14 protein-coding genes are annotated in these 15,071 nt (G+C 70.3%); 5 read left to right on the forward strand and 9 right to left on the reverse strand.

Annotated features, from left to right (window positions below; genetic code table 11):
* The first annotated feature begins 19 nt into the window (after positions 1–19).
* The 5 genes from AWC03_RS18060 to AWC03_RS18085 all read left to right on the forward strand — a co-directional run bounded on the left by AWC03_RS18060 (position 20) and on the right by AWC03_RS18085 (position 4,995).
* On the forward strand, positions 20–292 hold the full coding sequence (locus AWC03_RS18060; protein WP_067921005.1) for a HypC/HybG/HupF family hydrogenase formation chaperone: 273 nt from the start codon (positions 20–22) through the stop codon (positions 290–292).
* Positions 293–303: 11 nt separating this feature from the next.
* Entirely contained in the window at positions 304–1,443 is a 1,140-nt protein-coding gene (gene hypD / locus AWC03_RS18065; protein WP_085242092.1) for a hydrogenase formation protein HypD, read from the forward strand.
* 32 nt (positions 1,444–1,475) lie between these two features.
* Complete coding sequence (locus AWC03_RS18070) at positions 1,476–2,192, forward strand: DUF6390 family protein (RefSeq protein ID WP_085242139.1); 717 nt, start codon at positions 1,476–1,478, stop codon at positions 2,190–2,192.
* Between the two features lie 77 nt (positions 2,193–2,269).
* On the forward strand, positions 2,270–3,406 hold the full coding sequence (locus AWC03_RS18075) for an alkaline phosphatase family protein (protein WP_085242093.1): 1,137 nt from the start codon (positions 2,270–2,272) through the stop codon (positions 3,404–3,406).
* Positions 3,407–4,116: 710 nt separating this feature from the next.
* On the forward strand, positions 4,117–4,995 hold the full coding sequence (locus AWC03_RS18085; RefSeq protein ID WP_085242095.1) for a PPE domain-containing protein: 879 nt from the start codon (positions 4,117–4,119) through the stop codon (positions 4,993–4,995).
* Here AWC03_RS18085 and AWC03_RS18090 read toward each other — a convergent pair.
* From AWC03_RS18090 to AWC03_RS18130, 9 genes are all read right to left on the reverse strand, one after another.
* A complete protein-coding gene (locus tag AWC03_RS18090; protein WP_085242096.1) occupies positions 4,992–5,732 on the reverse strand; it encodes a gamma-glutamyl-gamma-aminobutyrate hydrolase family protein in 741 nt (246 codons plus the stop codon). The two genes, AWC03_RS18085 and AWC03_RS18090, sit on opposite strands and share 4 nt — an antisense overlap.
* Before the next feature lie 145 nt (positions 5,733–5,877).
* Positions 5,878–6,429 carry an alpha/beta hydrolase gene (locus tag AWC03_RS18095; protein ID WP_085242097.1) on the reverse strand — a complete coding sequence of 184 codons (552 nt, stop codon included), beginning with the start codon at positions 6,427–6,429 and terminating at the stop codon, positions 5,878–5,880.
* A 129-nt stretch (positions 6,430–6,558) separates the two neighbouring features.
* Positions 6,559–8,070, reverse strand: coding sequence for a cobyric acid synthase (locus AWC03_RS18100; RefSeq protein ID WP_085242098.1), 1,512 nt, complete (start codon positions 8,068–8,070; stop codon positions 6,559–6,561).
* A gap of 79 nt (positions 8,071–8,149) precedes the next feature.
* Positions 8,150–9,007 carry a type I methionyl aminopeptidase gene (gene map, locus AWC03_RS18105; RefSeq protein WP_085242140.1) on the reverse strand — a complete coding sequence of 286 codons (858 nt, stop codon included), beginning with the start codon at positions 9,005–9,007 and terminating at the stop codon, positions 8,150–8,152.
* A 34-nt stretch (positions 9,008–9,041) separates the two neighbouring features.
* A complete protein-coding gene (locus AWC03_RS18110; RefSeq protein ID WP_085242099.1) occupies positions 9,042–9,626 on the reverse strand; it encodes a DUF1707 SHOCT-like domain-containing protein in 585 nt (194 codons plus the stop codon).
* A 71-nt stretch (positions 9,627–9,697) separates the two neighbouring features.
* Positions 9,698–11,512 carry a penicillin-binding transpeptidase domain-containing protein gene (locus AWC03_RS18115; protein WP_085242100.1) on the reverse strand — a complete coding sequence of 605 codons (1,815 nt, stop codon included), beginning with the start codon at positions 11,510–11,512 and terminating at the stop codon, positions 9,698–9,700.
* Between the two features lie 142 nt (positions 11,513–11,654).
* Positions 11,655–12,509 carry a GNAT family N-acetyltransferase gene (locus AWC03_RS18120; protein ID WP_085242101.1) on the reverse strand — a complete coding sequence of 285 codons (855 nt, stop codon included), beginning with the start codon at positions 12,507–12,509 and terminating at the stop codon, positions 11,655–11,657.
* Positions 12,510–12,565: 56 nt separating this feature from the next.
* The gene (gene ispG, locus AWC03_RS18125; RefSeq protein WP_085242102.1) at positions 12,566–13,732 is read right to left on the reverse strand and encodes a flavodoxin-dependent (E)-4-hydroxy-3-methylbut-2-enyl-diphosphate synthase; all 1,167 of its coding nucleotides are present in this window, start codon (positions 13,730–13,732) and stop codon (positions 12,566–12,568) included.
* Between the two features lie 106 nt (positions 13,733–13,838).
* On the reverse strand, positions 13,839–15,062 hold the full coding sequence (locus tag AWC03_RS18130; protein ID WP_085242103.1) for a M50 family metallopeptidase: 1,224 nt from the start codon (positions 15,060–15,062) through the stop codon (positions 13,839–13,841).
* Between the last annotated feature and the right edge of the window lie 9 nt (positions 15,063–15,071).

Genomic DNA, 15,071 nt, shown 5'->3' on the forward strand with positions numbered 1-15,071 from the left:
AAAGGAAGGGAGGCCGCACATGTGTCTGGGGATTCCAGGCCGGATCGTTGAGATCACCGATCCCGCCAACTATTTGGCGAAAGTCGACGTCAGCGGCGTGCAGCGCACCATCAGCGTCCGGCTGCTCGAGGACGACATGCCCGAGCCCGACGACTGGGTCCTGGTGCACGTCGGGTTCGCGATGGCCAAGATCGACGAGACCGAAGCGCTGCTCACCCTGGCCGCCGTCAAGAAACTCGGCGACGCCTACGACACCGAGATCCAAGCCTTCGACTCGTCGGCCATCATCTAGGAAGGCACACAATGAAATTCGTTGACGAGTTCCGTGACCCCGCCGCCGCCCGCAAGCTGCTGGGCGCCATCGGGCGGCTGGCCGGCAGCGACTCCCCCGGCGGTGAGCAGTTCAAGTTCATGGAGGTCTGCGGCGGCCACACGCACACCATCTACCGGCACGGCATCGAACACCTGCTGCCCGACAACGTCGAACTGGTGCACGGCCCCGGGTGCCCGGTCTGCGTGATCCCGATGGGCCGCATCGACGACGCGATGTGGCTGGCCGGCCAGCCCGACGTGATCTTCACCTGCTTCGGCGACATGATGCGGGTGCCCGGGTCCAACGGCAGCCTGCTGGACGCCAAGGCACGCGGCGCCGACGTCCGGTTCGTCTACTCCCCGCTGGACGCGCTGAAGATCGCGCTCGACAACCCCGACAAGCACGTGGTGTTCTTCGCCATCGGTTTCGAGACCACCGCGCCGTCGACGGCCGTGACGCTGGTCCGGGCGCGCGAGCAGCGGCTGACCAACTTCAGCGTGTTCTGCAACCACGTGATGATCGTGCCGCCGATCAAGGCCATCCTGGAGTCGCCGGACCTGCGGCTGTCGGGGTTCATCGGGCCCGGGCACGTCTCGACGGTGGTGGGCAACCGGCCCTATCGGTTCGTGCCGGAGGTGTACCGAAAGCCGTTGGTGGTGGCCGGTTTCGAGCCGCTGGACATTCTGTCGGCGGTCGCGATGCTGCTCACCCAGATCCGCGAGGGCCGCTGCGAGGTGGAGAACCAGTACAAGCGGGTGGTGCCCGAGGGCGGCAATCCGGCCGCCCTGGCGCTGATGGGCAAGGTGTTTGCGCTGCGTCCCCACTTCGAGTGGCGCGGCCTGGGCTTCATCTCCCAGAGCGCGTTGCGGCTGCACGACGACTTCGCGGAGTTCGACGCCGAGCTGCGGTTCTCGATGCCGGGGGTGCGCGTCGCCGACCCCAAGGCGTGCCAGTGCGGCGAGGTGCTCAAGGGTGTGCTCAAGCCTTGGGAGTGCAAGGTTTTCGGCACCGCGTGCACCCCGGAGACCCCGATCGGCACCTGCATGGTGTCTCCCGAGGGGGCGTGCGCGGCCTACTACAACTTCGGCCGGCTGCACCGGGATGCGGTCAAGCTGGTGGGGCGCCCTTGACCCACACCGGCGGCCCGGTCAGCGGCGTGGAGATGTTCGCGCGCTACGCGTACGCGCCCAACGCGCTGGGCTACTGCGGTCCCCCGCTGGGCGCCACCCTGCGCGACGGTTCGGCCGGCGAGGTGCGCACGGCCGCGACGCGGTTCTCCGGGGCGTGGCCGTACCTGCGGGTGTTGTCGGCGCTGACCGGGATCGCGGACCCGCTGGATTACCGACTGGTGGAGTCGTACTGGCTGGGCGGTGGCGTCGGCGCCGGGCTGGACCCGCGGGACTTCTTCGAGGCGTTGTTGGAGATCATCGGCCCGCAGGCGGGCCGCTACTGGTCGCACCTGACGCCCGAGTTGGCCCGCGAGGCCGCCGCCAACCACAGCTTCCACGTGTTCGGCGTGTATCCGTGGACGCGGTTCCTGGGCCGGGGCAGGGACGAACATCCCCTGACGGTGCTGGACAACTGCCGCATCACCTGGGGGACCGTGGTGTCGCGCGACCACGACCGGATCGAGGTGCTGCGCCGCGCGCTGGCCTTCGACGGCGGGGCGCTGGCGCTGTCCGAAACCTCCTCCGGCGTGTTCGACGTCTGGACCGACGGGTACAGCGCGGTCCCCGACGTGGCCGCCGGCGACGAGGTCGCGCTGCACTGGGGGCGGCTGTGCGGCCGGTTGTCGCCGCGACAGGTTCGCGCGCTGGCCGACGGGACCGAGCGCCAGCTGCGGCTGACGAGCCGCCGACTGGCGCACGCCTGGCGGTGATCGCCACAGTCAGCGGAAGCCGCGCGACGTCCCCCGGGTCGCCGCCATTGGCGGTCGGCTCATGCCAGACTGGCCCGGTGCCCGGTTCCCTCTGCGACGTGCTGCCGTCCGTCGCCGCACTGCTCGGCGCGCCGGGCGCCGCCGACAGGCTGGGTTTGGCCGACTGGCTCGGCGGGACCGATCAACTCGATCGTGTCGCGGTCGTCCTGGTGGACGGACTGGGCTGGCACCTGCTCGACGAGCTGGCCGGCAGCGCCCCGCTGCTGGCCGCGGTGCTGGCCGGGCAAACCGGGCGCCTCATGGAGCTGAACTGCACGTTCCCGTCGACCACCCCGACGAGCCTGGTTTCCCTGGGCACCGGTGCGCAGCCCGGCGAGCACGGGATTCTGGGCTTCACGCTCAACGTTCCCGGCACCGACCGGGTGCTCAATCACATCCTGTGGCGCGACGACCCACCGCACGCCCAGTGGCAGCCGTTACCGACCTGGTTCGGGCGGCTCAACGCGGCCGGTGTGAGCGCGCGCGCCGTGTTGCCGGCCGCGTTCATGGGCAGCGGACTGACCGACGCGGCGTACCGCGGCGCCGAATTCCGCCCGATCCAGCCGGCGGACGACAACGCGCAGAAGGTGGCCGACGAGGTGCACGCGGCGCCGGGCCTGGTCTATGGCTACACCGCCGCCCTGGACACCGCGGCGCACGCCTTCGGGGTCGGATCCGCCCAGTGGCACCAGGCGGCGGCCCAAGTCGACGCGCTGCTGACCCGGCTGGTCGAGACGCTGCCGCCGGGTGCGGCGCTGCTGGTGACGGCCGATCACGGCGGTTTCAACGTGCCGCCGCACGCACGGGTCGACCTCGACACCGACCCGCGGCTGGGCGCGGGAGTCCGCGTGGTCGCGGGCGAGCCGCGGGTGCGATACCTGCACACCCAGCCGGGCGCCGCGGCTGACGTGCAGGCCACCTGGAGCGAAGTGCTCGACGGCAGGGCGAACATCTACAGCCGGGAGCAGGCCGTGGCCACCGGGATGTTCGGGCCGGTCAGTCCGGCACATCTGGCGCGAATCGGCGACGTCGTCGCCGTCTGCACGGGCGATGCCGCCGTCCTGGCCACCGGGCACGAACCGCCGGAAACGGCCCGCCTCGTCGGCTTTCACGGCGCGGCGACACCCGCCGAAATGGCCATCCCGCTCATCGCCTTCAGCTCCGCCGCCGCTTAGCGCTGCCGATCGGCAGGGCCACCGCTGACGCACGCGGGATTTTGACCGTTTTCACAGCTCGTTTGGACTTGCGGTCCAAGCTTCGCGTTGTAGGTTCGGGCCACTGTGACAGTCGGAGGCGCCTGCCGGGTTTCGCGATGGCCGTCAGCCATCGCGATCACTGCGGCGATCTGCCTGTTCGGCGCGGTCACCGCGGGCTGGTCGTCGGGCGGGACCGCGGTGGCCGGTGTGGGAGTGCCGCAGGCGTCGGCGCTGTCCACGCAGACCGTCCACGCCGGCGCAGACGCAGCGCCGGTGCAGGCGCACGGCGCCAGCGCTGTCGCACCGCGTTTTTCGTCCGGCTCGGCTCCGACACATCACAACAAATTCACCAAGCGCGCGTGGATGACGCGGGACCGGCCGCCGACGTGGGCGCGTTTGATACCTCCATCAATCGGGCCCCCGTTGCCGGATTCGTTTGCGGCCGCGGCATTTTGGGCGCCCGGCACACCCTCCCGCGATCCCGGGGCGGTTCCGCCCGACCGGGACCTGCTGACGCGGCTCTGCATCGCTCGCTGCTGAGGGATCCGTCGCCGGCGGCTGCCGCCGTCGTTGCACTGCCGCGCGTGCAGTGAGGCCCGTAACCCTTCGGCCTACGTCCCAACAGAAGAGTCCACATGCTCGCACCGGCCCCATTGGGCGCCGATACCGCCGTCGTTAGGCAGAGATCAATGAATTTCACGACGCTCCCGCCGGAGATCATCTCCGGGCAATTGCATGCCGGTCCTGGACCGAAACCGATGAAAGAAGCAGCGGCGGCCTGGGCCCTGCTGGCCAACCGACTGCACGCCGCGGTCGCGGACTACCGGGCGGTCACCTCGAAGCTGCTGGCCCGATGGGAGGGCCCGCCGGGCGCGATCCCCTACACCGAGTGGCTCAACACCACCGCGATACGCGCCGCGCAAGCGGCCACCCAGGCCGCCGCGGCGGCGGAGGCCGCCGAAACGGCTCTGGCGGCGACCGTTCCGCCGTCGGAGATCGGCGCCAACCGAGCGCTGCGCGGCTCGCTGGTTTCGGCGGATGCGCTGGGGCTGGCCGGCCCGGCGATCGCCGACACCGAGGCCGACTACGACCGGATGTGGGCCCAGGACGCCGCGGCCATGTACGCCTACGCCGGGGCCTCGGCGCAGGCCGCGGTCCTCACGCCGTTCACCACGCCGCCCGGCCGCGTGACGGAAGGCACCTGGGCGCTCAAGTCCGCGCCGGAGGTGGTGTCGGCCGGCCGGCAGCTGATCTCGGCCGTTCCCACCGCCCTGCGCGCGCTGTCGGAGTCGCCGCTGACCACGTTCGACGTCTCGCTCGCGTCGGTGACGTGCCCTCTGTCCAAGCTCAGCTCGCTGACGGCGCCCTCGGGTGTGGCGATCGCCTACCTGAATTCGCTCAACAAGGCGGCGGCAGTGCGGTGCCTGCTGCCCGACCGGCGTGGCGGCGGTCGGGCGGGAACGACCGCGCGGCCCGGCGGCGCGACGTCGGTCGGGGCGCTGTCGGTGCCGCCGGCCTGGGTGGCGGCCGCCGCACCGGCGGCCGTCTACCACGGAACGGTCGCCTAGCGCCGGCTCAGCCCCGCGTACGCCCGCGCGGCGTCCACCACGGCGGCAAAGAGGCGCAAGTCGTCCAACGACTGTTCCGGATGCCATTGCACCGCAAGCACAAACGCGTCCCCGGGCAGCTCCAGCGCCTCGACCACGCCGTCGGGATCCCAGGCGCTGACCACCAGGCCCGCACCGACTTCGTCGATCGCCTGGTGGTGGTAGCACGCCGCGTCGGTGGACTCCCCCACCAACGCCGCCAGCCGGGTGCCCGCGACCGTGCGCACCGGCAACCTGGTGAACACCCCTTCGCCCGCGCGATGCCCGTCGTGCCCGAGCACGTCGGGCAGGTGCTGGTGCAGGGTGCCGCCGAGCGCCACGTTCAGCACCTGCGCGCCGCGGCAGATGCCCAGCACCGGCAGCCCCCGGTCCAGCGCGCCGCGCAACAGCGCGAGCTCCCAGGCGTCGCGCAGCGGGCTCGGCTTGTCGGTGTCGGCATGCGGTTGCTGGCCATACGCGGCGGGGTCCAGGTCGTAGCCGCCGGTGATCACCAGACCGTCCAGGCCGGCGAGGACCGCACCGACCGTCTCCGGTTCCGCCGGCTGTGGTGGGAGCAACACCGCGGCCCCGCCGGCCAGGACGATCCCCTGCAAGTAATCGGCCGGCAGGTAGCCCGCGGGCATGTCCCAAATCCCGGTCTGCACCCGCTCCAAGTAGGACGTCAGGCCCACGACCGGGCGCCGAGAGGCGTGCACCATCGCGATTCCTTCCGATCGACGACCGCCATCAATCCCCGCGACACGTTACCGGGCGGGAGCGATCAGCACCGACCGCGACGGACGATGTCCGGGAGCTCCGGCAAACCGCTTGCGCAAGTGAGGATTCCGAGCACCGAACCGGTGATTACCAGGTACTGGTGCGCAATACGATCTCGGCAGCCAACTGTGCGGTCGACTCCTGCACGGTGCGCCTGCCCAGGTGCACCACGCGGTATTCGGCGTAGACGTACTGCTGGCTGGCGCGCGCCACCGCGCGCGCGGCCGGCGAGCTGAACAGCACCGTGGTGCCGATCTCCACCGGCGGGCAATGCTCGTCGTGAACGACGCCCTGGCGGTCGGCCACCCGCGGATGCCCGCGGTCGATCACCACCAGGCCGACGAAGCGGCCCAGCTTCGTCGCCGCCAGCTCCCAGGCCAGGTCGCCGCCGGCGCGGTCGCCCACCACCACCGCCCACCCGATGGCCAGCGCGTCGAGGATGCCGACCACCGACTTCGGGGTCAGGCGCGGGTCGAGACCGATGACGACCGTGCGAAGCGACGCGGTGTGCAGACGCTCGCAGACCGCGTCGTACGCGGCGGGGGCGCGTTCCTCGTCGCCCAGGATGACGACCACGACGCCCTGCTCGGGGCCGGCGACGGACACCGGCACGGGAAACCCGTCGAGCGTGGTCATCATGGAGGGCACCTACGCACGCTACAACCGATCGGCCTGCGCGCGCGACGATTTCTTCAACATCCGTGCGCGATCAACGGGATTGCGTCGCCGTCAATTCCGCTTCCGCCACGCGACAACACGACGAATACCTCAGGGCCGCAACCGAGTTGCGAGGTGCGGCCGACGCGGCGGCGGACCGTCGAGCAGCCCGAGGACCGCGTCGACGTCGAGGTGCGCAACCAGCAGATCCGCGATGCGGTCGAGTTGGGCGTCGCGTCGCGCGGCCACGTCGGTGTCGGCCACGACGAACCCGCCGCGGCCGGCCGCGGCGGCGACCCGGGTCAGCCACGCCCGGCGGAAGTCGTCGTTGTCGAGCAGGCCGTGCCAATGCGTGCCGAAGACCGCGCCGCGCGCAACGCCGTGTGGTTGACAGTCTCGGCCGCCCTCCACGCCGAACCAGGTCTGTTCGGCGCACCGCGTCACCCGGCCATGGTGGATTTCGTATCCGGCGAGCGGCGGCGGCCACCGGCGCAGAATCTTGGCCTCGCCGAAGGCGATGTCGGCGTCCAACAGCCCCAGCCCGGCGACCTCGCCGGCCCGCGATTCCACGGTGTCGTCGATGCGCCGGCACAGCATCTGGAAACCCCCGCAGATACCCAGCACCGGCTTGCCGGCCGCGGCGTGCGCGGTGATCGCCTCGGCCAGGCCGCGATCCCGCAACCAGGCCAGATCGGCCACGGTCGACTTGCTCCCGGGAAGCACGATCACGTCGGTCCCGGCCAGGTCGGCCGGGTCGGTGCTCCAGCGCACCAGGACGCCGGGTTCGCAGGCCAGCGCCTCGACGTCGGTGGAGTTGGAGATCCGCGGCAACCGGATCGCGGCCACCCGCAGCCAGTCACGCCCGCGCGGCGGCGCCGGGGTGCCGACGACCCGGTGCGCGACCACCGACAGCGAGTCCTCGGCGTCCAGCCACAGCTCGTCGGCGTAGGGCAGCACCCCGTAGGTCGGGCGGCCGGTCATCTCGTGCAGCTGCCGCAGCCCGGGCTCCAGCAGCGCGAGATCCCCGCGGAACTTGTTGACCACGAAGCCCGCGATCAGCTCTTGGTCGCCGGGCTCGAGCACCGCGACCGTCCCGAACAGGTGCGCGAGCAGGCCGCCACGGTCGATGTCGCCGACCAGGATCACCGGCAGGTTCGCCGCCCTGGCCAGGCCCATGTTGGCCAAATCGGTTGCCCGCAGATTGATTTCGGCCGGCGAACCGGCACCCTCACAGATGACCGCGTCGAATTCTTCACGCAGGAACGATAATTCGGCCGCAACGATCCCCGCGAGGCGATCCCGATGCCGCACATAGCTTGCCGCGGTCACCGAATCGGCGACCTGGCCCCGGATCACCAGCTGCGACGTCCGGTCGCTGCCCGGTTTGAGCAGGATCGGGTTGAACCGCACGCTGGGCTCCAACCCCGCCGCCCGCGCCTGCAGCGCCTGGGCCCGGCCGATCTCGCCGCCGTCGACGGTGACCACCGAGTTGTTGGACATGTTCTGCGCCTTGAACGGCGCCACCCGAACGCCGCAGCGCGCCAGCAGCCGGCACAGGCCCGCGACCACCACCGATTTCCCGGCGTCGGAGCTGGTGCCGGCGACCAGCAGCGCCCCGCTCACCCTATTTCGGCCACCAGACACAAACTCGCATCAATCAGGCGGAAAGCATGCGAGTTTGCGTCTGCTCGCGGTGGGCGTGTCACGCAACCGTGAGGATCTCGACGCCGGTGTCGGTCACCAGCAACGTGTGCTCGAACTGCGCGGTCCACTTGCGGTCCTTGGTGACCACCGTCCAGCCGTCGTCCCAGATTTCGTAGTCCAGGCCGCCGAGGTTGATCATCGGTTCGATGGTGAACGTCATCCCCGGCTGCATGACCGTCGTGACCGAGGGCTGGTCGTAATGCAACACGACCAGCCCGTTGTGGAAGGTGGTGCCGATGCCGTGTCCGGTGAAGTCACGAACCACGTTGTACCCGAACCGATTCGCATAAGCCTCGATGACGCGGCCGACGACCGACAGGGCGCGGCCCGGCTTGACGGCGTTGATCGCACGCATCGTCGCCTCCCGGGTCCGCTCGACCAGCAGCCGGTGTTCCTCGGAGACGTCGCCGGCCAGGAAGGTCGCGTTGGTGTCGCCGTGCACCCCGTCGATGTAGGCGGTCACGTCGATGTTGACGATGTCGCCGTCTTCGATCACGGTCGAGTCGGGGATTCCGTGGCAGATGACCTCGTTGAGCGACGTGCAACACGACTTCGGGAAGCCCTTGTAGCCCAGCGTGGACGGGTAGGCGCCGTGGTCGATCATGTAGTCGTGGGCGATCCGGTCCAGTTCGTCGGTCGTCACCCCGGGCGCCACCGCTTTGCCCGCCTCGGCCAGCGCGCCGGCCGCGATCCGGCCGGCGACCCGCATCTTCTCGATCACCTCCGGGGTCTGCACCCACGGCTCGCTGCCCTCGCGCACGGTGGACTTCCAGGCGTATTCCGGACGGGCGATACGGCTGGGCACCGGCAGAGTCGGGGACAACTCTCCGGGGGAAAGCGCGGTGCGAGCGGGCATGCCGACCAGCTTAATCACGCCGCGCGACGCCGGCTCAGCCGAAGCGGCCGCGCAGCAACGCGCGCCGCGGCCCCCGGATGGTCACCGAACCGCACACCACCCGCCCCGTCAGCACGACGTGCGGCCGCCCTTCGCCCGGCGCGTCTTTGCGGCGGTCGCTGGCGCTGCCCACATAGACCTCCACGTCGTCGATCGACGCGCTGGCGCCGTCGGGCAGTCGGATCTCCACCGAGCCGAACCGCATGTCGAGTTCGATGACCACCACCGGGCCCGCGAACCGGGCCTTGGTGAGGTCGAGTTCGATCGAGCCCAGCCGCCGGACCAGCGCAAGGCGGGTCGGCACCGTCCACTCCCCGTGCCGTTTGAGTGAGCCGGCCCAGCCACGCAACTCGACCCGGTCGGCCGCGGAGGTGACGATGGCGCCAGGGCCGGGCAGGTCACCGACCAGCCCGTCGAGCTCGCCCCGGGTGCGCGCGTAGGACACCTGCGACGAGCGCTGCTCGAATTCGTCGATATCGATCAGGCCCAGCGCGACGGCGTTGTGCAGCCGCCGCATCGTGCCGTTGCGGTCGGCGTCCGAGACCCGCAACGCGACCATGTCGCCGCCGGTATCCGTCATGCTCGCAATTTACCGCCGAAGCGGCCCCGGGGACCGCCTCAGGCCAGATGGCGCCGCGCTTGCGAACGGAGCTAGGCCAGGAAGTCCGGCGGCAGCGACTCGAACATCACCTTGGTCATCCGAACCGCGTATTCCGAGCTGCCACCCCCGACGATCAGCGACGCGAACGCCAGGTCGCCGCGGTATCCGGCGAACCAGGAATGCGAACCGCCCGGGAACTCGGCCTCACCCGTCTTCCCGTAGACCGCGCCGCAGCCGGCGATCTCCTTGGCGGTCCCGTTGGTCACCACCAGCCGCATCATGGGCCGCAGCGCGTCGACCATCTTGGGACTGATCGGCGTGGTGTCGCCCTGAACCGCGGTGGGCCGCCCCGCGATCAGCTGCGGCGTCGGGGTCTTGCCGGCGGCGACGGTCGCCGCCACCAGGGCCATGCCGAACGGGCTGGCCAGCACCTTGCCCTGGCCGAAGCCGTCCTCGGTGCGCTCGGCGAGGTCCACCGTCGGCGGCACCGACCCGGTCACCGTGGTGATGCCGTCCACCTGATAGTCCAGCCCGATCCCGTACCGGCTGGCGGCCTGCGTCAGGCCCCGGGGCGGCATCTTGCTGCTCAGCTCGGCGAAGGTGGTGTTGCAGGAACTGGCGAACGCCCGCGACATCGGCACCACCCCGAGGTCGAAGCCCCCGTAGTTGGGGATAGTGCGGTGCCCGATGTCCAGATGGCCCGGGCAGCCCAGCATCGTGTTGGGGGTGGCCATGTCGCGGTCGACGGCCGCGCCCGCGGTCACCATCTTGAACGTCGACCCCGGCGGGAACAGGCCGGTGGTCGCCAGCAGGCCGTCGGCGTCGGCGCCCCCGTTCTGGGCGATCGCCAGGATCTCCCCGGTCGACGGCTTGATCACGACCATCATGGCCTTGCCGCCGCGGGTGTCCACCGCACGCTGGGCGGCGTTCTGCACCACCCGGTCGAGCGTGATCGAGATCGACGGCGCCGGCGACCCCGGCACCTCGTGCAGGACTTCGACTTCGACGCCGTTCTGGTTGACGCTGACCACCCGCCAGCCGGCCTCGCCGTCGAGCTGGTCGACGACGGCCTTCTTCACCTCTGACATGACGGCCGACGCGAAATGCGGGTCGGTGGGCAGGATCTCGGGCTGGGGTGTGACCACGACGCCGGGCAGCCGGCCGATCGCCGGGAAGACCTTGTCGTTGTCGTCGGGATGCAGCGTCACCAGGTCCATCTGCTGTGTCGCGGAGCTGGCCTGCTCGGCGAGCAACTGCGGGTCGTTGAGCGCGCCGTTGAAGGGGCGCAGGACGTCGACGATCGCGTGTGCCGTCCCGAACAGGGCGGCTCCGGATCCGGCCTGGGTGGCGTCCAACGTGTAGTGGTACAGGTAGCCGGGCACCAGCACGTCGCTGCCGCCGAGCTCGTTCACCGAGGCGCGCCGCGGGGCATCGGCCCGCAGCGCGAACGTCTGATGCTCGCCCAGTTTGGGGTGCAGGTCGGTGGTGGTCCAGCGGACCTCCCAGCGACCCTCGTCGCGCGCCATTTTCAGCTGGCCGTCGTAGGTCCAGAGGCGGTTTTTGGGCAGGCGCCAGGTGAAGCGGTAGCCGACCGTGCCGGTGTCCTCGGCGTACTTCGCGTTGAGGATCTGCGCGTCGAGGTGACTGGCCTGCAGCCCCGCCCACGCCGCGTTGAGCGCCTCACGGGCGTCGTTGGGGTTGTCGCTGAGCTCGGCGGCCGTGGCGGTGTCGCCGACGGCCAGGGCGCCGAAGAACTTCTCGGCCGCCGGCCCGGGGCCGTCGGGCCGCGGCGTGCACCCGGACATCGCGACGGCAGCAACGAGTGATCCGGCCGCCACGATTACCAGTGGGGTTTTTGTGACCATTGGTACAGATGTTATGAAGTCTGGCTGCCCCACCGGCATCGACACACCGAGACGCGATCGTTATGCATGCGCACGTAACGCCACGGCGAAGAAGACCGCCGAAAATCGCCGCCCCGTTAGGCGCGCGAACGCGCGGGGCGCCTTAATCCAGCAGGACCGTCGCGAAGGTGCCGACCTCGGCGAAGCCGACGCGGGCGTAGGCCGCACGCGCGACCGTGTTGAAGCTGTTCACGTACAGGCTGGCGGTGCGCCCGCTGCCGACGACCACGGCGGCCACGGTCGCGGTGCCGGCCGTGCCCAGGCCCAGGCCCCGCCACTCCGGGTGCACCCACACCCCCTGAATCTGGCCGACGCCCGGCGACTGCGAACCCACCTCCGCCTTGAAGACGACCTGGCCATGCTCGAAGCGGGCCCAGGCGCGGCCGGCCGCGATCAAGCTCGCCACCCGCCGCCGGTAACCGCGACCGCCGTCGCCGATGCGGGGGTCGACGCCCACCTCGCCGATGAACATGTCCACCGCGGCCACCAGATAGGCGTCCAGCTCGTCCGGCCGTACCTGGCGCACGCCGGGGTCGATGTCGCAGTCGGGGTGTCTGGACAGCGCCAGCAGCGGCTGGCTATCGCGCACGTCGCGGGCCGGGCCCCACGCGGACTCGAGCCGCTCCCACATCCGCATCACCAGGTCCGCCCTGCCCACCAACGACGAACAGCGCCGAGTCCCGCTCATCGCCTCGTCGGCGAAGGCGTCCATGTCCGCCGGTGTGCCGCGCAGCGGGATCAGGTTGGCGCCGGCGAAGCACAGCGACTCGTCCGCGCCGCGCAGGGTCCACAGTTCGCCGCCGATGGAGTTCGGGTCGATGCCGTGGTCTGCCACCCGGGCCGCGACCATGCAGGAGCCGACCGGATCCTCGTCGAACACTCGCCAGACGGCGGCGGCGTCGCGCACCACGGACACCCGTCGCTCACCGACAAGGCGGAACAAGGGCGGAGCCGACATCTGGCGAACTCTCTGTGCAGCGAACTAGAGGACCGGCACGGGGAAGCCGGCCCCCATCAGCTTACGGTCACGATCGGCGAACCGCTGGATGTTGTGTCAGGACCGTGATCGGTCCCCATCTCGGAGGCGAGCCGCATGGCTTCCTCGATCAGCGTCTCGACGATCTGGGCTTCCGGCACGGTCTTGATCACTTCGCCGCGAACGAAGATCTGCCCCTTGCCATTTCCGGACGCGACGCCCAGGTCGGCCTCACGCGCCTCGCCCGGGCCGTTGACGACGCAGCCCATCACGGCGACCCGCAGCGGCACGTCGAGGCCGTCCAGCCCGGCGGTGACCTCGTTGGCCAATTTGTAGACGTCGACCTGCGCGCGACCGCACGACGGGCACGACACGATCTCCAGCCCGCGCGGCCGCAGGTTCAGCGACTCGAGAATCTGGATGCCGACCTTGACCTCTTCGACCGGCGGCGCGGACAACGACACCCGGATGGTGTCGCCGAGCCCCCGCGACAGCAGCGCGCCGAAGGCCACCGCGGACTTGATGGTGCCCTGGAAGGCCGGGCCGGCCTCGGTGACGCCGAGGTGCAGCGGATAGTCGCACTGGGCGGCCAGCTGCTCGTAGGCGGCGACCATCACGACGGGGTCGTTGTGCTTGACGCTGATCTTGATGTCGCCGAAGCCGTGCTCCTCGAACAGCGAGGCCTCCCACAGCGCGGACTCGACCAGCGCCTCGGGTGTGGCCTTGCCGTACTTCTCCAGGAAGCGCTTGTCCAGCGAGCCGGCGTTGACGCCGATGCGAATCGGGATGCCCGCCGCGGCGGCGGCCTTGGCCACCTCGCCGACCCGGCCGTCGAACTCCTTGATGTTGCCGGGGTTCACCCGCACCGCCGCGCACCCGGCGTCGATGGCGGCGAAGATGTACTTCGGCTGGAAGTGGATGTCGGCGATCACCGGGATCTGGCTGTGCCGGGCGATCTCGGCCAGCGCGTCGGCGTCCTCCTGACGCGGGCAGGCCACCCGGACGATGTCGCAGCCGGCGGCGGTCAGTTCCGCGATCTGCTGCAGCGTCGTATTGACGTCATGGGTTTTGGTGGTGCACATCGACTGCACCGAAATCGGATAGTCGCTGCCCACCCCGACGTCGCGGACCATGAGTTGGCGCGTGTTGCGCCGGGGGGCGAGCGTGGGCGCCGGAGCGTCCGGCATGCCCAGGCGAACGGTCATTTGCGGCACTCCTCCGCATCGCTTCGTCCCCCTCGCCGCTTCGCGGCTGGGGGTGCCCCCACTGCATCGTCGCGGGCGCGGGTCACTGTTCTAGTCCTTTGGTCGATTATTGGAAGAGCCTGATCGGATTGACCAGATCGGCGGTCACGGTCAGCAACATGTAGCCGACCACGAACACCAGCACCACGTAGGTGGCGGGCATCAGCTTGAGGTAGTTCACCGGCGCGGCCGCGACCATGCCGCGGGCCGACCGGACCAGGTTGCGCATCTTCTCGAACACCGCGATGGCGATGTGGCCGCCGTCGAACGGCAGCAGCGGGACCAGGTTGATCGCGCCCAGGATGAGGTTCAGCTGGGCCAGGAAGAACCAGAACGCCACCCACAGCCCATGGTCGACGGTGTCGCCGCCGATGATGCTGGCGCCGACCACGCTCATCGGGGTCTGCGGATCGCGCTGCCCACCACCGATGGCGTGCACCAGCGCACCCACCTTGGTGGGGATGGTGACCAGCGCCTTGCCCACCTCTCCGGTCAGGTCGGCGGTGAACGCGAAGGTGGCCGGCACCGCCGAGAACACGCCGTAGTGCACGGGCGCGAGCCTGACGCCGGCGACGCCGATGGCGCCGACCGTCGAGGGCGCCGCCTGACCGCCGGGGCCATTGGTCCCGTTGGTCAGGTAGCGCTGGGTGGGCGTGACGTCGACGTAGGTGGTGATCGTCGTGCCGTCGCGCTCGACGACGACCGGAACGGTGCCGTGCATCTTGCGGACCGCGGCGGCCATGTCGTCGAACGTGGACACCGGGGTGTCGCCGACTTTGACCACGACGTCGCCGGCGCGGATTCCGGCCAGCGCCGCCGGGCCGGGACCGGTGCAGTCGGCGATCTTGCCCGGTGCGACTTCGGGTGCGACGCAAGCCGTTTCACCGATCACCGCCTTGGTGGGCGGGTGCAGGTTGGGCAATCCCCAGACCAGTGCGATGCCATAGAGCAGCACCAGGCAGATGACGAAGTTCATGGCCGGGCCGGCGAACAGCACCGCGACGCGCTTCCACGCGTCCTGCTTGTACATAGCCCGGTCGGTCTCGTCGGAAGCCAACTCCTCGACCGAGGTCATCCCGGCGATGTCGCAGAAGCCGCCCAGCGGCACCGCCTTGAGGCCGTACTCGGTCTCACCGCGGCGCGTCGACCACAGCGTGGGCCCGAACCCGACGAAGTAGCGGCGCACCTTCATGCCCGTGGCACGGGCGACCCACATGTGACCGCACTCGTGCAACGCCACCGACACCAGGATGGCGAGGGCGAACAGCACAATGCCGATAACGAACATCATCTCCGCTGC

The organism is Mycobacterium europaeum, assembly GCF_002102155.1.
Classification (GTDB): domain Bacteria; phylum Actinomycetota; class Actinomycetes; order Mycobacteriales; family Mycobacteriaceae; genus Mycobacterium; species Mycobacterium europaeum.